This window comes from Verrucomicrobiota bacterium, from assembly GCA_016871675.1.
Classification (GTDB): domain Bacteria; phylum Verrucomicrobiota; class Verrucomicrobiia; order Limisphaerales; family VHCN01; genus VHCN01.
Genome location: VHCN01000004.1, coordinates 38,549 through 57,604, shown reverse-complemented (window position 1 = coordinate 57,604; position 19,056 = coordinate 38,549). Strand labels below are relative to the sequence as shown.

Genomic DNA, 19,056 nt, shown 5'->3' with positions numbered 1-19,056 from the left:
TCTCGCGCCCGCATGAGAATCGTCGTCCTCGACGCCCACACTTTGAACCCAGGCGACTTGAGCTGGGACGCGTTGCGCGCGTTCGGAGAGTGCGCGATTCATGAGCGCACGGCGCCCGCGCTCGTGGTGGAGCGCGCCGCGGGCGCTGAACTCGTGCTGACCAACAAGACGCCGCTCACGCGCGCGAGCCTGGCCGCGCTGCCGGCGTTGCGCTACGTGGGCGTGCTGGCAACGGGTTTCAACATCGTGGACACCGCCGCGGCGCGCGAGCGCGGGATTCCCGTCTGCAACGTGCCGGCGTATGGCACGCGGTCCGTGGCGCAACACACGTTCGCGTTGCTGCTTGAACTCGCGAACCGCGCGGGTCATCACGCGGCATCAGTGCGCGAGGGTCGCTGGGCGGCGTGCCCGGATTATGCGTTCGCGGACTTCCCGCTGGTGGAACTGGATGGATTGACGATGGGTGTGGTGGGATTTGGCCGCATCGGCCGCGCCGTGGCGGAGCTGGCGCGGGGATTCGGGATGCGCGTGCTCGCGTTCACGCGCACGCCGCCGGGCGAGCCGGCGACGGGCGTCGAGTTCGCGGATCTTGAAACACTATTCCGCCAAAGCGACGTGGTGAGCCTGCACTGTCCGCTGACACCGGAGACGGACAAACTGGTGGACGCGACCCGGCTCGGGTGGATGAAAGCAGGCGCGTTCCTGCTCAACACCAGCCGCGGGCCGCTCGTGGACGAGGCGGCGCTCGCGGATGCGCTGAACACGGGCCGCATCGCCGGCGCGGGACTTGATGTGCTCTCGACGGAGCCGCCGCCCGCCGGGAACCCGCTCTTCACGGCGAAGCATTGCATCATCACACCGCACAACGCGTGGATGTCGCGCGCGGCGCGGTCGCGGTTGATGAGCACGGCGATGGACAACGTGCGCGCGTTCCTCGCGGGCACGCCGAGGAATGTGGTGAACTGATGCCTCGCGCGCGATGAACACCCTCACGCTCGGCCATTCGCCCGATCCGGATGATGCCTTCATGTTCTACGCGATGGCGAAGGAGCTCGTGCCGTCGCACGGGCTGAAGTTCGAGCACATCCTGCAGGACATCCAGACGCTCAACGAACGCGCGACGCGCGGCGAGCTCGACATCTCGGCGATCAGCATCCATGCCTACGCGCACGTGTGCGACCGGTATGCAATGCTGCCGAGCGGCGCAAGCATGGGTGATGGTTACGGGCCGATGCTCGTCTCGAAGCGGCGGCATTCGCGCCGGGAGATTTCCAAGTTGCGCATCGCTGTGCCGGGAAAGATGACGAGCGCGTTTCTCGCGTTGCAACTCTGGCTCGGCCGTCGCGCGGAGGAATTCGAACACGTGGTCGTTCCGTTTGACCGCATCTTCGAAACGGTGCGCTCGGACGCCGCGGATGTGGGGCTGATCATCCACGAGGGCCAACTCACGTTCCAGAACGAGGGGCTCGTGGGCTGTGCGGATCTCGGCCTGTGGTGGGGCGCGGAGAATGACGGGCTGCCGCTGCCCCTCGGCGGCAACGTGGTGCACAAGCGGCACACGCCGGAAGTGCGCCGGCAAGTCGCTGGAATCATCGCGGACAGCATCCGTTACGGACTCGCCCATCGCGCGGAGGCTGTGGAGCACGCGTTGCAATTCGCGCGCGACATGGGACGCGATCTGGCGGACAAGTTCGTGGGGATGTATGTGAACCACTGGACGCTCGACTACGGTCCGCGCGGGCGCGAGAGCATCCGGCGATTCCTCACGCGGGCGCACGAGCGCGGGTTGATTCCGCGCGCGCCGGCGCTGGAGTTCGTGGAATGACGCCGCGAGGAGCGGATTCTCGCCCACGACCGCGCGCGGCCTCCGGCGCTCGCTGGATTAGAACTGAACCTTCGGCGCTTCCTTCTGCTCGGTGGGCGTCTCGAAAAACGGCTCTTCCTTGAAGCCAAACATCCCCGCGATGAGCACCGTTGGAAACGTCTGGATGGCCGTGTTCAGTTGCTGCACAGAATCGTTGTAGGCTTGCCGCGAGAAGGCGACGCGGTCTTCGGTCGAGGAGAGTTCGCCCTGAAGGGACATGAAATTCTGGTTCGCCTTGAGCTCGGGATAGGCTTCCGAGACGACAAGCAACCGGGCGATCGCTGAGGTGAGTTCGCCCTCCGCCTTGATGGCATCCGCGGGTGTGGTCGCGCTCGTGGCGCGGGATCGCGCGTTGATGACGCGCTCGAGCGTGTCTTTCTCGTGCGCCGCGTAGCCCTTCACGGTGTTGACCAGGTTCGGGATCAGGTCATGGCGGCGCTTGAGCTGGACGTCGATTTGCGCCCAGGCGTTGCGGACGACCTGGCGCAGCTTCACGAGTCCGTTGTAACAGCCCATGAGCCAGAGGCCGATGATGATTGCCAGGCCGACGAGGGCCACCACGACAACGAGGAGTATTGGTATTGTGGACATGGCGCGATAGTAGGCGCTGCAGCTGGATTTGCAACAGCGGCGATCCTACAAGTCCGGGTGCAGTTTGTAGGGCGCGCAAGTTTCAAGTTCACGCATGGCGGCCCGTGCGGTAGCCTGACCGCATCATGAGAATCGAAAACCACGAGCGCTGGGCGCGATTCAAAAGGTATTACCGTGAGTATCCGGAGATCGGGCTCTCACTCGACATCAGCCGAATGCACTTCGACGATTCCTTCTTGGAGTCGATGATGCAGCGATTCGAGAGAGCATTCCACGAGATGGCCGAGTTGGAAGCAGGCGCCATCGCGAACAAGGACGAGCACCGGATGGTCGGCCACTACTGGCTTCGAGCGCCGGAACTCGCGCCGACCAAATCCATCGCGGAAAACATCACGCGCACTCAGGCGCAAGTCATCGAATTCGCCGCGAAAGTCCACCGGGGTGAAATTCGTGGAACCAATGGTCGTTTCGATCACGTGATTCTGATCGGAATCGGCGGCTCGGCTCTGGGGCCTCAATTCGTTTCAGACGCGCTTTGCGAGCCAGCCAGTTCGCCGATGGGAATCTCGTTCCTCGACAACACTGACCCCGATGGATTGCAACGTGTGTTCTCGACGATTAGAGATTTCGGCACCACCTTGTGCTTGGTAGTCTCCAAGTCCGGTGCCACGAAGGAGACGCGAAATGGCATGATCGAAACGATGGCCCGATATCGATCGAAGGGCTTGCGTTTCTCCCCGCACGCCGTTGCCATAACCGGGGCCGGGAGCGAACTCGACAAGTTTGCAGAGGGTGAGGGTTGGCTCGCTCGATTCCCAATGTGGGATTGGGTAGGTGGCAGAACGAGCCAGATGTCGGGAGTCGGACTGCTTCCCGCAGCGCTTCAAGGCATCGACGTCACTGGTTTGCTGGCGGGTGCACGAGATTGTGACCAACTTACTCGGCACCGGGACGTTATGCGGAACCCAGCAGCACTTGTCGCAGCGATGTGGTTTGCATCAGGCAATGGCCAAGGGTTGCGTGACATGGTTGTTTTGCCCTACAGAGACAGGCTTGTGCTATTCTCGAGGTATCTACAACAACTTGTGATGGAGTCTCTTGGGAAATCCAAGACGCGAGCTGGGACTCCGGTGAACCAAGGGATTGCGGTCTACGGCAACAAGGGATCAACTGATCAACATGCGTATATTCAACAACTTAGAGATGGCATTGACAATTTTTTTGTGACGTTCATTGAAGTGCTGGAACCAAATGATTCAGCATCAATCGAGGTTGACCCGATGATCAGATCAGTTGACTACCTTTCAGGGTTCATGCACGGCACGCGAGAAGCACTCACTGACGGCGGACGGCAATCCGTGACCATCACTTTGAATCGAGCTAACGCCCGAACGATCGGATCGCTAATCGCACTTTTCGAACGCGCGGTTGGGCTATACGCTTCGATCATTGATGTGAACGCCTACCATCAGCCAGGTGTTGAGGCCGGGAAGCAGGCTGCTTCACGATACCTCGAGACGCAGGTTAATGTGATAAGGTTGCTCACCGGGTGCAAATCCAAATGGCTTACGGTTGAAGATATCGCATCCAAGCTCGGAACCGATGCGGATGTGGAAGCTGTGCTCAGAATATGCGTTCAACTTGCCGCAAGCGGCCGTATCGTTGTCGACAGGGACCAAGGCAGCCCGATCATTAACGCTAGGTTCTGCTCCACTTGAATCTCGCATTTTTGGAATCCAGAGCCAAAACCAGTCAAGTGGCGGCAAACATCGACTTCCGTTCCACGTGGAACTTCAAGCACGGAGATTTTGGATGCTCGACCGTCCGACGACGTGATTCCGAACCTAGGATAGGTCAACGTCGCTTAAACCTGAGTGAATGAGTTTGATTTGCAGATTGGATCACAACCTGATTCTCGTAGATTGTGAGGTTGGCATCTGGTGGGACAGCGGAGTCGAACCTAAAACCATTTGGATTGAAGATTGTGAGGCCTTTCGCCGATGGACTGCTGGTCAACGTTGCAACGCACCGGTCAGCTTCGATTGAAATGTCAATTTGCGCCCCACTTCGAGCAGTCCACCATGTTCCAAATCCCGATATAGTGTCATACCAAGCTGCCGATTTCGTTCGATCGATAAATGAGCTCGAAAAATCCAGTTTGTGAGTTACAGAATCCGTGTGAACAAGCAGAACCATGATCGCACCGTATCTTGCGAGTCGCCTTGCCAAGGCCATGGCCTGATCGGACCGATCAATTAACCTAGGAAGTTCTTCATCTTCAATTGATACTGGAAATTCAACAATTGGTAGCTCGGTCATTTGTCGGCGGGAGTAGTTCACCCTGAACGGGAAGTGTGTTAGCGAACTGTTAGCCGTGACCGAAGATGAGTGAAGGATTTCGACGGCATGGAGCGATTCGGGCAAGGAATACGGATTTGACAGTTCACCTGGGCGAAAGGATCGGACTGCGGTCCGTGTTGCCGACTCGAGAAGAAACTTGCTGACCCGGAGTTCCCCGAGGATTGTGCCATCTCGAGTGGTCTTTCGGTCACGCACGAATGGCGCATAGTCCGGGTATGTTTCCAATCCAGTTCCGGATTCAAATGTTGCGAAAACAGGTGAATGAGCCACTGAATGGCTGCCAACCTCCATCCCCATTCCAACGAGTTGCTTCAGCAGCGGAATTGCCTGGTCATGGAAGAAGATGTCGTTTTCGTAATCCCGGACATACTTCGTTTGGACGAAGAAGGTTGATTTGATTCCGGCCGACTTGGCGACGGATGCAAACTCGATGGCGTTCGAGAGCGACTTGGAGTAATCGACGTCGTGCGTAAGCAGGATGGATAGCGAGCGATTGAATGGAACGGTCCCGAGTGTCACGGCGCCGGGTTGTCCGTGCCGATAAATGCTGCGGATCAACCTTAGTTGCACATCCAAACTAGGCTCAAATTGGTTGACGTAAGCGCGAGCGATGCCTTCCTCGCGATTGTTGTGTCCGATCAAGATGATGTTCCCGAGATCCCAACCGAACGCGTAGGCGGCGCCTCCGCCTGGAAAGTGACGCTGCGAGATCGCGGCGGTTCCGTCTTCATAGACAGCGAGTGGCTGAAAGTTCGATTCCCTGGGCCGCTTTGTGCCTGACACCTCGCCGATGAAGGTGTAACTGCCAGCGGTTGCCTGTGAGTTTCTTGGATTCGCGATCCGAAATGTCCACTCACGGGGATCGGTGAATTCCGCCGTGTGCAAGTTCGTAACGGCGAATCGAACCTCTGAATGAGACTTCGAAGGGATCGCTTCTCCAAAACCAAATGTCTCGTTCAATCCGCCTCCAAGAACACCGCAAGCAAGCAGCGCTCCTCCACGGCGAGGTATTTGTGCAAGTGCCTGAAGGGCATCATATTGAAGCACAGTTCCTGAAACTTCAGGATAAACAAATACGACAGCGTGCTTCGACGCAGTCCGCCAGTCAGTTGTTACGCGAAATGGAACGCCGATTGACTCCAGTCCGTGCGTCAATCCGAGCCAAGCCGAGTTGGTTTGGGTGAGGAGAATCGCCAATCGGCTGGTCGTGCCACCGGAGTATGCCCTCCAATCCGTCGGAATTGGCGGCGGGATGATTGTGCGGTTCGTAGGACCTCGCAAGCCCGGGATGATGAACATGTCGACGGGTTTGGGGCGACCGGCGCCGTGCGGGGTTACGCGCTTCGGGGCGGATTGGGCCTTTGGTTCCGTGCGCACCACTTTCCAATACAATCCGCCCAGCAACAGCAATGGGACTATCAGCGCGATGTAGAGGAGTGGCGGAGGTCTCTTCATGGACAGGGCCTTGCCGACGGTTGGAACCAGAAGTGCAAGCGTGCCCAACGCGAAGTCTCACAAGCAATGCCGCCGCCCTCAAGCCGAGAGTTCAGATCGGACCGCAAGGGTTCGGGCTCAGCCTGCCACTTCGGAACTTGCCCCGCGAGCCTTCCCGCCTACAGTTCCGCCGTGGCCGAGGCACCGGTTCAAATCAAGCCCTCCTATGCCGCGGTGCAGGATCACGCGCGGCAGTTCAGCGACTTCACGTTTGTCTATCCGGTCATCTCGCGTCGCTCGGGCGGACTCTCCATCGGCATCAACCTGAATCCTGACAAAGTCTGCAACTTCGACTGCATCTACTGCGAGGTGGACCGCAAGATCCCCGGCAAGGTCTCCAACGTGGATCTCAACCAGATGCGCGACGAATTGGCTGCGATGATCCACTTCGCTCGCGACGGTGGCCTGGCGAAGGAACCGAAGTTCAGCGAGCTTCCGCCCTTCCTTACGCGCAACATCAAGGACATCGCCTTCAGCGGCGACGGCGAGCCCACGATGATCGCTAACTTCGCCGAGTGCGTGCAGGCGGTCGCTGACGTGAAGCGGTCCGAAGGACTTGACCGGACCAAGATCGTCCTCATCACGGACGCCGCGGGCCTCGACAAGGCCGACGTGCGCCGCGGCCTCGACGTCATGGACGCGAACAACGGCGAAGTCTGGGGCAAACTCGACGCGGGCACCGAGGGCTACTTCCACCTCATCAACCGGACCACCGTGCGCTTCGACCGCATCCTGCACAACTTGCTGCTCACGGCGCGCGCGCGGCCCATCATCATCCAGAGCCTTTTCATGAAAGTGCGCGGCGAGCCGATGCCGCCGGCCGAACTCGCCGCCTACTGCGACCGTCTCAGCGAACTTAAGCGCGACGGCGCGCAGATCAAGGAAGTGCATGCCTACACCATCGCGCGCCCGACGCCCGAGCCCTACGTGACCAAGCTCACCCGCGGCGAACTTGAAGCGATGGCGGAAGTCATCCGCAGCCGGACGGGGCTGGCGGTGGTGGCGTTTGAGTGATGCAAGCCGGCGCCAAACTTCGCAAGCATGCTCCGACGCTTGTCGTCGGTGGTTTGCTCTTGGCTGCGTGCGCCTGGTTCAAGCTGGCATACGACCACGCACATTTGGTCTTGCCGGAAAAGTTGGCGGTCACTTCTTCTGGCAGCTTCGTCGCGTCCTTCCGAATGCCACCGGCGCGAACCTTCCACTTCGTGCTGGGGATTCCTGAAGCTTCAGTGCAATCACCGCAATCAGACCCAAAGCCCGGCAGATTGTTTTCGGGAACGGGGCGTGTCCTTGAGGGCACGAGATTGGTCTCTGAGTTCGAGGTGCCTGCTGCACAGCAACGCAACTGGCTTCAAAGGCACCGGTTGCCAAACGCATGGATTTTGAACAATTCACCAACCGGGCCCAGGCTCGTCAACCTGCTCAAGCCGGGTCGCGCTTACGCAATCAACATCGCATGCAGCAAGCCACCACCGCCCGGCAGTTCGCTTTGGATGTCTTTCGTCATCCTTCAAAGGGACCGCGCGAGCGCGAAGAACCTTGTTCTCGCGCCATGAATCGCGACAGGGAGACTGGCGCGACCGTTGATCCCCAAGTCCGCTTCTGGCGCACACTGGCTGCAAGCGTGGTCTCGTCTCAAGCGACACCGTTCTATCTCTTTTCCGCCGGCCCCGTGCGGGAGGCGCTCGACGAACTGCGCGTGCTCGGGCCGGAAGCACGCAGGGGAGCGCAAGCCTCCGGCTTGCACACCACGGCGTCTCGCCGCGGCAAAACGGTCGGCGAGGCGCCGGCCGTCGCACGCGAGGCGCGTGCGCTCCCTGTCCGCCACTGGCTTTCGTGCAAGACGCAGCCGGTCGCGCCGCTGCTGCGTTGGTGGCGCAAACAGGGCCGGCCCATCGAGGTCGTGAGCGAGTTCGAGTATCTTGCGGCGCGACGCGAGGGATTCGAAACGGACCAGATTCTCCTCAACGGCCCGGCGAAGCATCACTGGCTCCCGCGACACGCCGCGCCGCGGCTGCGGGTGAACTTCGACTCGCCCGCCGAACTCAAGGCGCTGCTTCCGCTCGCGAAGCAACACCGCTGGCGTTGCGGCGTCCGCTTGCGCACGAGCCTCGAACACGACCCGGAGAATCCGAAGTGGCCGACGCAGTTCGGGATGGAGCGGGCGGAACTGGTCAAGGCCGTCGAAGCGTTGAAGCGTTCAAGCGTTGAAGCGGAGACACTGCACTTTCACCTGCGCACGAACGTGGCGGGGGCGGGCACTTACGAGCGCGCCATTCGCGAGGCGGCGGAAGTCTGCCGCGCGGCGAAATTCCAGCCGTTGCATCTCGACGGCGGTGGCGGGTTGCCCCCGCCGTTTACTTGGGCGCACGACGGGAGGGCGTTCGGAGCGAGGTTCGACCTGCGCGAACTCGCGGCGGTGTTTCAGCGCACGCTGCCGTTGTTTCCCGGCTTGCGCGAGTTGTGGCTGGAGAACGGGAGGTTCGTGCTCGCGCGTTCGGGGGTGCTGGTGGTGCAGGTGCTCGACGTGAAGGAGCGCGGCGGGGTTCGCCAGCTCATCTGCGACGGCGGGCGCACGTTGAGCGCGCTCGTGTCAAACTGGGAGCGGCATCGCGTGTTCACGCTTCCGAACCGGCGCGGCAAGCGCGTGCCCACGGCGGTGCACGGACCGACGTGCATGGCGTTCGATCAACTCGGGCGGTTCGAGTTGCCGGACACGTTGCGCGCGGGCGATCACCTGGTGTGGATGGAGGCGGGCGCGTATCATGTGCCGTGGGAGACACGTTTTTCGCACGGGCTTGCCGCGGTGCTCTGGCACGAAGACGGCAAGATCGTCGTCGCGCGTGAGCGTGAGTCATTCGAAGAGTGGTGGTCGCAGTGGAGGTGAAATCTTTTGAACGCACGGTGCCTTGGCGGACGCGGTGTCGCCGCGCCGCACTGGCAACGCAGTGCAAAGTGCGCTCGGAACCCGCCGGCTACCCGCCTCCACGGCGCCGGAGCGTCGCTACGTAGGCTCCGTCGGTCTCGTCGCGGAAGGGCAGCAACTCCCGCTCGCGTTCGAGCGTGAACTCCTTGTGCGCGGAGAGAAACTCGTTCACAACCTCGGAGTTTTCGTCGGGCTCGAGGCTGCACGTGCTGTAGATGAGTGTGCCGCCGGGCTTGAGGCACGAGGCGGCGCGCGTGAGCAGTTCGAGCTGCGTCGCGCGAAGGATCGAGAGGTCGGCCTCGGTGAGACGCCAGCGAAGGTCCACGCGCCGGCGCAGGACGCCGGTGTTCGAGCACGGCGCGTCCACGAGCGCGCGGTGGAACAAGCCGTGGCGGGCGATCCACGTGGCGGTCGTGGGATCGGAGGTCGTCTCGACACAGTTGATGCCGGCGCGTCGGCAGTTGTCGTTGAGCAACCTGATGCGCGCGGGCGAGTCATCCACGGCGAAGATGCGCCCAGCGTTGTTCATCCGCGCGGCGATGACGGTGGTCTTGCCGCCGGGCGCGGCGCCGAGGTCGAGGATGGTTTCGCCGGACTGCGGCGCGAGCTCGGTGACGGCGAGGAGCGTGCTCGGGTCCTGCACGTAGAAGCACCCGGTGAGAAAACTCTCGAGCCGGCCAAGCGGCGGGTGGGACTTGAGTTTGAAGAGGAAGTTCTCGCGCACCCAGTCGCGGCGGACAAAGTCGTATTCGACGCCTTCGTGTCGCCATTTTTCGAGCAGCGTGCCGGGGTCGCACCTGAGGGTGTTGACACGGGCAAACGTTGGAGGCGGGGAATTGTTCCATGCGAAGAGGCGGGCGCAATCGTCCGCGCTCCACCGCGCGAGCCAGCGGCGGACGAGCCATGCGGGGTGCGACCAGCCGAGGTGGGGCTCGCGGGCCTTGAGGTCGTCGAGCGCAAGGCGCGTGGGTTCGATCTCGCGCGTGAAGGTGCGGAGGACGGCGTTGACGAAGCTGGCTTGCGGCTCGAGGTCGTTGGATCGGGCGAGTTCGACGCTCTCGCTCACGGCGGCGTGCTGCGGGATGCGGTCGAGCCAGAAGAGTTGATAGATGCCGAGCCGGAGGATGACGCGCACGGGAAGGAGCTGGCGGCGGCCCTGCGTCTTGTGCGCGATGAGCCAGTCGAGCGCGGCCTGCCAGCGGACGATGCCGAAGACGAGTTCCTGGCACAGCGCGCGGTCTTGCGGGGCGAGCCGGGCGCAATCGAGGGCGTCCTCGAGCAGGTCCTCGGTGAAGTCCGTCCCGCGCTCGCGCTCGACGAGCACCTCGAAGGCGAGTTGCCGCGGGGACGGACGCGCGGGCGGTGCGGGAGCGCGGCGCGATTCCGGATTTTCTCTTGGTATTTGAAACGGCACCACCTAAGAATAGCGAACCCCATGAGGGGCGCGAGGAAAACAGGACGTTATGAGAGAAGAGTTTGAGAAACTTGCCGCCGCCGGGAAGATCAACACCAAGCACATCGACCCGCTGGTGGTGCTCGCCCGGGGCAGCTATTGCATGCACCGGAGCTGGGGATTCGGGAAAATCACCACGGTGGACACGGTGTTCGCGCGGTTCACCATCGATTTCCAGACCAAGCCGGGCCACTCGATGGACCTGACCTTCGCGGCGGAGTCGCTCAAGGCCATCCCGCGCGAGCACATCCTCGCGCGCAAGGCCGCCGACCTCGGCGCGTTGCGGCAGATGGCCGCGCTGCATCACCTCGACTTGATCAAGCTCGTGATCGAGAGCTTCGGCGGCAAGGCCACGCTCGAGCAAATCCAGCAGGTGCTCGTGCCGGATGTGATCACCTCGGACTACAAGAAGTGGCTCGAAGTCGCGAAACGCGAGATGAAGAAGGACGGCCATTTCGTCGTGCCGCTGAAGAAGACCGACCCGGTCACCTATCAGGCCGCCGAAGTGTCGGTGCAGGACCGCCTCATGGGCGAATTCCGCGGGGCGAAGGGCTTGAAGGCGCGGCTCGTGGTCGCGGCCGAGTTGCTCAAGGGCGTGCCGGATCTCGCAGACCGCGCGGCGTCCGTGAACGAGGCGGTTGCGTTGCTGAACACCGAGATCGTGTCGCACCAGCGCACGCAACCCGCGCTCGCGCTCGAGGCGGTGTTCATGCGCGACGACCTGCGCGGCGCGGCCGGGCAGCAGCCCGTGGCCGGAGAGGTCACCTCCGATTCGATCCTTCGGCAGAACCCGCGGCTTACGCAGTTGCTGGACCAACTCCCCGCGGCGAAGCACAAGCGAGCGCTGCAAGCCATCCGCACCGCGAACCCCGGCTGGGTCGACGCCGTGCTCGACCTGCTCAACAACGTCTCCGCCAAGACGTGCAGCGAATGCGTCAACGCACTCAACGCGGACGGCTTGTTGCAGTCGCTCAAGGACCGCCTGGCGCGGCTCATCAGCCAGCACCAGGCGAGCAGCGAGTTGCTGCTCTGGCTCGCCAAGGAGCGATCCGACACGTTTGCGGACATCCTCGGGCCGGAAGTTTTCCGTGCGATGGTCACGGCGATCGAGCGCGACCAGTTCAACGAGAAGAAGTCCAACCGGCTGCGCGACTTCATCATGAGCGACCAGGAGTTGCTCGTGGAACTTATCGAGTCCGCGGACATCGAGGTCATCAAGGACCTCACGCGCGCGCTGCAGCATTCGCCGAGCTTTGATGACATGGACAAGCGTTCGCTGCTCGCGCGCATCGTCAAGGCCTATCCGGTGATCCAGCCGCTCATCAGCGGCGAGCACACCAAGCAGGACGCCGCGTTCGTTGTCTCATGGAACAGCCTCGACCGGCGCCGCAACGAATACACCGAGCTGGTGCAAAAAAAGATCCCGGCGAATTCGAAGGACATCGCCATCGCCCGGAGCTACGGCGACTTGCGCGAGAACCACGAATACAAGGCCGCCAAGGAAATGCAGAAGGTCCTCATGCGCCGGAAGCACGAATTGGAGAACCAGCTTGGCCGCGCCCGCGGCACGGACTTCACGGACGCCCGCGCCGACGCGGCGGGCATCGGCACGCGGGTGCGCGTCACCGACCTGAACACACAGCAGGCGGAGACTTACGCGTTGATGGGCGCGTGGGACTTCGATGCAGAGCATGGCATCGTCAGCTACCTGAGCCCGCTGGCGCAGGCCCTCCTCAACCACCGCGTTGGCGATGAAGTGGACTTCGAACTCGACGGCGCGAAGAAGCGCTACCGCATCGAGCACATCGAGGTGGTGATCCCGCCCGCCGCGCCCGCCGCGGAGACGCCCGTCGCGGAGACGCCCGTCGAGCCGGTCGCCAGCGTGTAGGTCCTGCTACTTCACCGCTGCGGCTTTCACAAGCTCCGACACAAGTTCGTCGGGCTTCCACGTGTTGCCGATGAGGATCGCCTGGATTTTTCCCGCGGAGTTCACCACGACCGTCCGGAGGTTGTGGTCGAAATCGATCCGTCCCGATTCGCGCCGGAACACGAGGCCGAACTGCTCGGTGACCGCGTCGATGTCGATGAGCGCGCCGGTGAGGAAACTCCATTGCTGCGGGTCGTAGCCGGAGTGGCGGCGCGCGTAGTTGAGCAGCACGGCCGGCGAGTCGAAGCCCACGTCGAACGAAATCGAGAAGAGATGGACGTTGGTCGGCGCGGCCGGTCCGGCTTTCAATTGCGTGAGCGCCTTCGAGAAATTCTGGTTCATCCGCGGGCAGAAATCCGGCAGCGGGCAGCGCGTGAAGATGAACGAGAACGCATACGGCCGGCCCTTGTAGTCCGCGAAACTCACCGCGCGGCCGAGTTCGTTGGTGAAGCGGTAGTCCGGCATCGCGTCGCCGACTTTCAGGGGCTCGACATCCCGAACGAGCCGGAAGGACTTGAGCGCGGGCGTCTCGGGCAGCTTGCTCCCGCCAAGCAGCGCAACATCCTGAATCCAACTGTCGTCCTCCGTGACCACGAGGCGGAAAAGCACCGTCGCGCCCGGCAACAGGTTCCGCAGGTCGGCGGGCTCCTTCACGGTGAAGGGCATCGTCATCGCCTCCATGTAATCCGGGATGGCTTCGTGCTTGATGACGGCGATGCGGCCGTTTTCCTTGAGGTGATCCACGATGCCCTTGACGGTGAAAACCTTGTTCGAGGACGCGGCGTTTGTGTGAAGGGTCGAAGCGGCGGGCGCGTTCGTCAATGCAGCGGCCGGCGGTTGTGTCGCTGCTGCTGGCGTGGCGTCGCGACACGCGGACGCGAGCGCGGCAAGCGTGGAAACCAAGACTGCGGTGGCCAAGGCGCGGTTCATTGCGAGGAGATTGTGCGCCGGGTGGCGGATTTGGCAAGGGCCGCGGGCGCAACGCAACCAACGCCCGACGGAAACGAAGGAGACACCCGCCATGAATCCACAATCCACCGCCCCCGACGCCGCGCCGAACCGCCCGTCGCGCCCGCAGTGGCTCAAGTCCCTCGCGGGGCTCACGCCCGCCGCGCCACTCGCCCTCGCGCCCCCGCGGCGCCTTGGCCGCCACGGTCACCAGCCCGGTCATCGACCTCGGGGTGCTGGTGCCCGGCGCGGATGGCGACGACAACACGCAGCCGGCGATCCGCAACGCGCTCGACTTCGTCGGCGTGCCTCTGGACCGCGACGTGGAAAAAATCATTCGCGTTCATCCGCGGGCACTGGCAACAATCCCGCCACGATGAACTTGCAGCCGCTGCCGGCCGATTCGCCCGCTCCCGATGTCAACCGCCGCGACTTCCTCCGCGGCGGGTCGTTCGCCGCGCTCATGAGCATGATGGGCGCGGTCGAGCTCCGCGCGCAGGACGCCAAGAAGCCCGGCGGAATCGACGCCAAGGCGCCCAACTTCACCATCAACGTCGCGCTCATCGGCCTCGGCACGTGGGGCCGCGAACTCCTCGCCGCGCTCAACCGGCGCAAGGAAGCCAGAGTCGTCGCCATCTGCGACAATTATCCCGCCATGCTCCGCCGTTCCGCACCGAACGCGCCCGACGCGAAGCAAGTCGAGGACTACAGGCAAATCCTCGCGGACAAGACCGTGCAGGCGGTGATCATCGCCACGCCCACGCACCTCCACAAACAAATCGCGCTCGACGCGCTCGCCGCCGGCAAACACGTCTATTGCGAAGTCCCGCTCGCGCACACGGTCGAGGATGCGCGCGCGATCGCCGGCGCCGCGAAGGCCGCGGGCAAGGTTCACTTCCAGTCCGGCCTCCAGACGCGTTCCGACCCGCAGCGGTTGTTCCTGCTGCAGTTCGTCCGCTCGGGGGCCTGCGGCAAGTTCGCGTCGGCGCACGCGCAGTGGCACAAGAAGACGAGCTGGCGGTTCACCTCCGGCAACGACGAGCGCGTGAAGGCCATCAACTGGCGCCTCGACAAGAAACTCTCGCTCGGGCTCGTCGGCGAGATGGGCATCCACCAGATCGACGCGACGGCGTGGTTCCTGCGGGGCCGGCCGGCGGCGATCACCGGATTTGGCAGCATCGTTCACTGGGCGGACGGCCGCGATGTCGCCGACACCGCGCAGGCCGTGTTTGAATTCCCGAATGGCGTCCACTTCACCTACGACGCCACGCTGGCGAACTCCTTCGACAACGACTACGACATGATTTACGGGACCGACGCGGCCGTGATGATCCGCGGCCAGAAGGCGTGGATGTTCAAGGAGACCGACGCGCCGCTGCTCGGCTGGGAGGTCTACGCGCGCAAGGACATCTTCTACAAGGAAACCGGCATCGCGCTCGTGATGGACGCGACGAAACTCGCGGCCGTCGGTGAAAGCGCGGCGGCCGAAACCAGCTTCACCGAGCTGCCGATCAACTTCGCGCTCGAAAACTTCCTCGCCAACGCCAACGAAGTCGGCGGCGCCGTCGAGGATTTCGTCGCCACCTTCAATCCCAACGACAAGGCCGCGCTCGCGAAATACCTCGCCGACCTCAAGCTGCTGCCCGGCGCCGGATGGAAGGAGGGCTACGAGGCGACGATTCTCGCCATCAAGGCGAACGAGGCCGTCGTCGCCCGCAAACGGCTCGACATCGCGAAGGAACTTTTCGACGTCGCGTAACGCGGCGGCAGACCGCGCTCGCGCGCTCTTCACCCGCAACGGCCATGACAAACACCCTCGCCGCTGCCGCGGGCACCCGCGGCGGGTCCGGTGAGGCCGCGTGCCAACCCGTGCAACATCTCTCCGAGACTCGGCAATCCGCGGTCCGCGCGCCGCATTCCCTCATCCATCGCCCCGCGAGCATCCTGGAGCGGCTCGACCTCGCGACGATCTTCCCCCAACGGCAGCCGCTCGAAGTCGAACTCGGCAGCGGCGACGGCTCGTTCATCGTGCAGTGGGCGGCGGCGCATCCCGGGCGCAACTTCATCGCGGTCGAGCGGTTGCTCGGGCGCCTGCGGAAGGTCGACAAAAAAGGCCGGCGCGCGGGGCTCACAAACTTGTGCGCACTGCGCATCGAGGCGGCTTACGGGCTCGAATATCTCCTGCCGCCCGGCGGGGCGACCGCGCTGCACGTCTATTTCCCCGACCCGTGGCCGAAGCGCCGCCATCGCAAGCACCGGCTCGTCAACCCGCGCTTCACCGGGATCGCCGCGGCGGCGCTCGCGCCCGGCGGCGTCGCGTATCTGCGCACGGATGACGCGGATTACTTCGCGCAGGTGATCGAGGCGTTCGGCGCGAACCCGGACTTCACGCCCGCCGAGACGCCCGCAGACCTCGCCGCCGTCGTGACCGATTTCGAGCGCGACTTCAACGCCCGAGGCATCGCCACCCGGCGGTGCGCGTGGCGACGGCTCGCCTGACTCGGTCAGGGTGGACCCGTCCGGGCGAAGCCAGGCGTTTCACAGCGCGACAAGTCGTTGCACGCGGCGCGCCCCACTTCAGCACACAGTCTTGAGTGACCGCGTGCCGCTGCCGCCGCCGGGGACGTTTGCGCTGGAAGCCGTCCACCGCAAAGCCGGGCGCAAGGAACAAGTCGTTGAGGTCAAACGCGGCGAGTCGCCCGTGGTCAACGTCGTCTTCGACCTCCGCTGAAGCCCGGTCGCCGGCCGGCACGTTCCTTCTGCTCGCGCGCGCGCGGATGGTCCGATACGCTCCCGCGAAATCCGGATGCGCTCGAAACCCGAAATCGAAAACCTGCTCACCCATCCTGGCGTGATCGCGGTGGTCCGCACCCGGAGCGCCGCGCAGGTGCCGCCGCTTTGCGATGCGCTCGTCGCCGGCGGCGTGGTGGCGATCGAGATCACGATGACGACTCCGGGCGCGCTCGACGCGATTCGCGCCGCGCGCGCGCGCCTCGGCGCCGGCGCGGTCGTCGGCGTGGGCACGGTGCTCGACGCCGCCACATGCCGGGCTGCGATCGACGCCGGCGCGGAATTCGTGGTCACGCCCGTGTTGCGGCCGGACGTGGCCGCGGTGGCGCGCGCGTCGGGCTGCCCGGTGATGCTCGGAGCTTACACGCCGACGGAGGCACAGCTCGCGCACGAGGCGGGCGCGGATTTCATCAAGGTTTTTCCGGCCGACACGCTCGGGCCGGGCTACATCAAGAATCTGCTCGCCCCGCTGCCGCACTTGCGGATCGTGCCGACGGGCGGCGTCACGCAGGCGAACATCGCGGACTTCCTGAAGGCCGGTTGCGTCGCGGCGGGGGTGGGCTCGCCGTTGATGACGCCGCGGATTCTCGCGGAGAACAACTGGGGCGAGTTGAAGCGGCAGGCGGCGCAGTTTGTCGCGCTGGCGCGCGCGGCGAAGGAGGCGTGATGGGGGAGGCGCTGCGCGAATCGGACGGGTCGGATGAGCCGCCCGGGTCTGCTGGGTCCCGTGAGTCCCATCGAGTGAAGCCTGCGCGATGAACTCCACTTTCCTCGGAATCGAAATCGGCGGCACCAAACTGCAACTGGCCGTCGGCGGCGGAGACGGTTGCATCCGCGAGCGGCACCGGTTCCAGGTGGACGCGACGTCCGGTGGCGGGGGGATTCGCAAGCAACTCGCCGCGGCGCTCGGCTCGATTTTGCCTGTGACGAAGCCCGCGGCCATTGGCGTGGGTTTCGGCGGGCCGGTGGAAGCCGGGACGGGCAGGATTTGTTGCTCGCATCAAGTGGCGGGCTGGGCGGATTTCGGATTGCGAAGCTGGCTCGAAGGGCTTTGCGATGTTCCCGTGGTGGTGGAAAACGACGCGAACGCCGCGGCGCTCGGCGAGGCGCGCTGCGGTGCGGGGCACGGGGCGAGTCCGGTTTTCTACGTCACGCTCGGCAGTGGCGTGGGCGGCGGGCTTGTAGTGGATGGGCGGATTTTTCACGGCGCGAAACCGGGCGAATCCGAGATTGGCCACGTGCGCCTGGATCGCGACGGCACGGTTGTCGAAAATCGTTGTTCGGGCTGGGCGGTGGACCGGCGCGTGCGCGAGGCGGCGCGGCGCGAGCCTTCGGGGCTGCTCGCGGGGCTTGTCGCGGGAGCCACGCGCGGCGAGGCAAGGTATCTCGCGCCTGCGCTTGCGGCGGGCGACGCCACGGCGCGGCGAATCCTCGGCGAGACGGCGGACGACCTCGCGTTCGCGCTTTCGCACGTCACGCACTTGATGCACCCGGAAGTGATCGTGGTCGGCGGCGGATTGTCGCTGCTGGGCGAGCCGCTGCGGGCCGGTGTCGAGGCGGCATTGCGCCGGTGGGTGATGGAAGTGTTTCGGCCCGGTCCGCGCGTGGCGCTGGCGGGGCTCGGCGAGGACGCGGTGCCGGCGGGCGCCCTCCTGCTCGCGGCTACCTGCCTTCGAGGCCGTTGAGATAGGCGAGGATCAAGTCGGGGAGGTCATCGCTGTAGCCGCCTTCGAGCGCGCTGAACGCGGGGACGGCGAGTTTGCGGATGTTCTCGCCGAGCCAGTGATAGTCCTCGGCCTCGAGCGTTTCCTGCGCGAGCGGGTCGCGCGCGTAAGCGTCGAAGCCCGCGCTGACGCACACGAGGTCGGGCTTCTGCTGTTTGATTTCGTCGAGAGCGCGTTGAAGGACCTTCCGGTATTCCAGCCGTGGCGTTCGCGGTGCCACAGGGTAGTTGAAGCAATTGACGCCGACGTTCTTCGTGCCGGTCCCCGGATAGCACGGATGCTGGTGGATCGAGGTGAACGTGCAGCCCAGCCGGTCCACGAGGATCGCCTCGGTGCCGTTGCCGTGATGCACGTCGAAGTCGAAGACACAGACCTTCTTCGACCCCGTCGCGAGCGCCTCCAGGGCGGCAATGGCGATCGAGTTCAGGTAACAGAAACCCATCGCGGTTGTGCGCGTCGCGTGGTGGCCGGGCGGGCGGAGCAAGCTGAACGCATGATCGCCCTTGCGCGCGGTGGCGAGCGCCTGCAACGCGCCGCCGACGGACCGGGAGGCGTGCTCGACGATGCCTTTGTGGGCGGGCGTGTCGCCGTCGAAATCCACGGGGACGGCGAGGCGTTTGAGATGCTCGGGCGAGTGGGCGCGCAGGAGCGAGGCTTGCTCGACGGGCAGCGGCGTGACCCACTCGAGCGCGAGGTCCTTTTGGGAGCGGAGCCGCTCGAGGGTGCGCGTGATGCGTGCGGGCCGTTCCGGATGCCCGGCGGAAGCGTAACCGGCGCAGCGTTCGTCGGTGATGATCTTCATGAGGGTCGGACTGGCGCGCAGTGTGGCGCGAGCCCGGGCGCGATGCAACCGCGCGCGGCGGCAGAGGTCCAGCCGAGCGGTCGGGGCAAGTAAACTTCCGTAGCCCGGCGGGCGGACTATTGGCTTGAGCGCCGGGCGGGTGATGCTAGGTTCGCGCCAGTGAAGACGCGCGAGTC

The 19,056-nt window shown here is 64.1% G+C and carries 15 protein-coding genes; 10 read left to right on the top strand and 5 right to left on the bottom strand.

Features of this window, described 5'->3' with window-relative positions:
* Positions 1–12 precede the first annotated feature (12 nt).
* Together FJ386_02000 and FJ386_01995 are read left to right on the top strand one after the other, a co-directional pair.
* On the top strand, positions 13–966 hold the full coding sequence (locus tag FJ386_02000) for a D-2-hydroxyacid dehydrogenase (protein MBM3875475.1): 954 nt from the start codon (positions 13–15) through the stop codon (positions 964–966).
* Between the two features lie 13 nt (positions 967–979).
* Positions 980–1,825, top strand: a complete 846-nt coding sequence (locus tag FJ386_01995; GenBank protein MBM3875474.1) for an ABC transporter substrate-binding protein — start codon at positions 980–982, stop codon at positions 1,823–1,825.
* Between the two features lie 57 nt (positions 1,826–1,882).
* Here the strand turns inward: FJ386_01995 and FJ386_01990 are convergent, their stop codons facing one another.
* On the bottom strand, positions 1,883–2,455 hold the full coding sequence (locus tag FJ386_01990) for a LemA family protein (GenBank protein ID MBM3875473.1): 573 nt from the start codon (positions 2,453–2,455) through the stop codon (positions 1,883–1,885).
* A gap of 125 nt (positions 2,456–2,580) precedes the next feature.
* On the opposite strand from FJ386_01990, the gene FJ386_01985 reads away from it, so the two are divergent.
* Positions 2,581–4,173 (top strand): glucose-6-phosphate isomerase, encoded by a 1,593-nt coding sequence (locus tag FJ386_01985; protein ID MBM3875472.1) that lies wholly within the window; start codon positions 2,581–2,583, stop codon positions 4,171–4,173.
* A gap of 136 nt (positions 4,174–4,309) precedes the next feature.
* Here the strand turns inward: FJ386_01985 and FJ386_01980 are convergent, their stop codons facing one another.
* Positions 4,310–6,271 (bottom strand): hypothetical protein, encoded by a 1,962-nt coding sequence (locus FJ386_01980; GenBank protein MBM3875471.1) that lies wholly within the window; start codon positions 6,269–6,271, stop codon positions 4,310–4,312.
* A gap of 213 nt (positions 6,272–6,484) precedes the next feature.
* Here FJ386_01980 and FJ386_01975 point away from each other — a divergent pair, with 213 nt between their 5' ends.
* Both FJ386_01975 and FJ386_01970 read left to right on the top strand, forming a co-directional pair.
* Entirely contained in the window at positions 6,485–7,324 is an 840-nt protein-coding gene (locus FJ386_01975) for a radical SAM protein (GenBank protein ID MBM3875470.1), read from the top strand.
* Positions 7,325–7,685: 361 nt separating this feature from the next.
* The gene (locus FJ386_01970; protein ID MBM3875469.1) at positions 7,686–9,197 is read left to right on the top strand and encodes a hypothetical protein; all 1,512 of its coding nucleotides are present in this window, start codon (positions 7,686–7,688) and stop codon (positions 9,195–9,197) included.
* A gap of 88 nt (positions 9,198–9,285) precedes the next feature.
* Here FJ386_01970 and rsmB read toward each other — a convergent pair whose 3' ends face one another.
* Complete coding sequence (rsmB, locus tag FJ386_01965; protein MBM3875468.1) at positions 9,286–10,653, bottom strand: 16S rRNA (cytosine(967)-C(5))-methyltransferase RsmB; 1,368 nt, start codon at positions 10,651–10,653, stop codon at positions 9,286–9,288.
* A 46-nt stretch (positions 10,654–10,699) separates the two neighbouring features.
* Between rsmB and FJ386_01960 the strand changes: the two genes are divergently transcribed.
* Positions 10,700–12,577: a hypothetical protein gene (locus FJ386_01960; GenBank protein ID MBM3875467.1), complete on the top strand. Its 1,878-nt coding sequence runs from the start codon at positions 10,700–10,702 to the stop codon at positions 12,575–12,577.
* Positions 12,578–12,583: 6 nt separating this feature from the next.
* On the opposite strand, the gene FJ386_01955 is transcribed toward FJ386_01960, so the two are convergent.
* A complete protein-coding gene (locus FJ386_01955) occupies positions 12,584–13,639 on the bottom strand; it encodes a hypothetical protein (GenBank protein MBM3875466.1) in 1,056 nt (351 codons plus the stop codon).
* Between FJ386_01955 and FJ386_01950 the strand changes: the two genes are divergently transcribed.
* The 4 genes from FJ386_01950 to FJ386_01935 all read left to right on the top strand — a co-directional run bounded on the left by FJ386_01950 (position 13,638) and on the right by FJ386_01935 (position 18,039).
* The gene (locus tag FJ386_01950; GenBank protein MBM3875465.1) at positions 13,638–15,323 is read left to right on the top strand and encodes a Gfo/Idh/MocA family oxidoreductase; all 1,686 of its coding nucleotides are present in this window, start codon (positions 13,638–13,640) and stop codon (positions 15,321–15,323) included. The genes FJ386_01955 and FJ386_01950 overlap by 2 nt on opposite strands.
* 44 nt (positions 15,324–15,367) lie before the next feature.
* Positions 15,368–16,063, top strand: coding sequence for a tRNA (guanosine(46)-N7)-methyltransferase TrmB (locus FJ386_01945; protein MBM3875464.1), 696 nt, complete (start codon positions 15,368–15,370; stop codon positions 16,061–16,063).
* Between the two features lie 307 nt (positions 16,064–16,370).
* A complete protein-coding gene (locus FJ386_01940; protein MBM3875463.1) occupies positions 16,371–17,021 on the top strand; it encodes a bifunctional 4-hydroxy-2-oxoglutarate aldolase/2-dehydro-3-deoxy-phosphogluconate aldolase in 651 nt (216 codons plus the stop codon).
* Positions 17,022–17,109: 88 nt separating this feature from the next.
* The gene (locus FJ386_01935) at positions 17,110–18,039 is read left to right on the top strand and encodes an ROK family protein (GenBank protein MBM3875462.1); all 930 of its coding nucleotides are present in this window, start codon (positions 17,110–17,112) and stop codon (positions 18,037–18,039) included.
* Here the strand turns inward: FJ386_01935 and FJ386_01930 are convergent.
* Positions 18,017–18,880 (bottom strand): histone deacetylase family protein, encoded by an 864-nt coding sequence (locus FJ386_01930; GenBank protein MBM3875461.1) that lies wholly within the window; start codon positions 18,878–18,880, stop codon positions 18,017–18,019. The genes FJ386_01935 and FJ386_01930 overlap by 23 nt on opposite strands.
* Between the last annotated feature and the right edge of the window lie 176 nt (positions 18,881–19,056).

Bases quoted from the DNA above. Each gene is read 5' to 3' on its own strand.
- FJ386_02000 (MBM3875475.1), top strand. From the start codon at position 13: ATGAGAATCGTCGTCCTCGACGCCCACACTTTGAACCCAGGCGACTTG.
- FJ386_01995 (MBM3875474.1), top strand. From the start codon at position 980: ATGAACACCCTCACGCTCGGCCATTCGCCCGATCCGGATGATGCCTTC.
- FJ386_01990 (MBM3875473.1), bottom strand. From the start codon at position 2,455: ATGTCCACAATACCAATACTCCTCGTTGTCGTGGTGGCCCTCGTCGGC.
- FJ386_01985 (MBM3875472.1), top strand. From the start codon at position 2,581: ATGAGAATCGAAAACCACGAGCGCTGGGCGCGATTCAAAAGGTATTAC.
- FJ386_01980 (MBM3875471.1), bottom strand. From the start codon at position 6,271: ATGAAGAGACCTCCGCCACTCCTCTACATCGCGCTGATAGTCCCATTG.
- FJ386_01970 (MBM3875469.1), top strand. From the start codon at position 7,686: ATGGATTTTGAACAATTCACCAACCGGGCCCAGGCTCGTCAACCTGCT.
- FJ386_01960 (MBM3875467.1), top strand. From the start codon at position 10,700: ATGAGAGAAGAGTTTGAGAAACTTGCCGCCGCCGGGAAGATCAACACC.
- FJ386_01950 (MBM3875465.1), top strand. From the start codon at position 13,638: ATGAATCCACAATCCACCGCCCCCGACGCCGCGCCGAACCGCCCGTCG.
- FJ386_01955 (MBM3875466.1), bottom strand. From the start codon at position 13,639: ATGGCGGGTGTCTCCTTCGTTTCCGTCGGGCGTTGGTTGCGTTGCGCC.
- FJ386_01945 (MBM3875464.1), top strand. From the start codon at position 15,368: ATGACAAACACCCTCGCCGCTGCCGCGGGCACCCGCGGCGGGTCCGGT.
- FJ386_01940 (MBM3875463.1), top strand. From the start codon at position 16,371: ATGCGCTCGAAACCCGAAATCGAAAACCTGCTCACCCATCCTGGCGTG.
- FJ386_01935 (MBM3875462.1), top strand. From the start codon at position 17,110: ATGAACTCCACTTTCCTCGGAATCGAAATCGGCGGCACCAAACTGCAA.
- FJ386_01930 (MBM3875461.1), bottom strand. From the start codon at position 18,880: ATGAAGATCATCACCGACGAACGCTGCGCCGGTTACGCTTCCGCCGGG.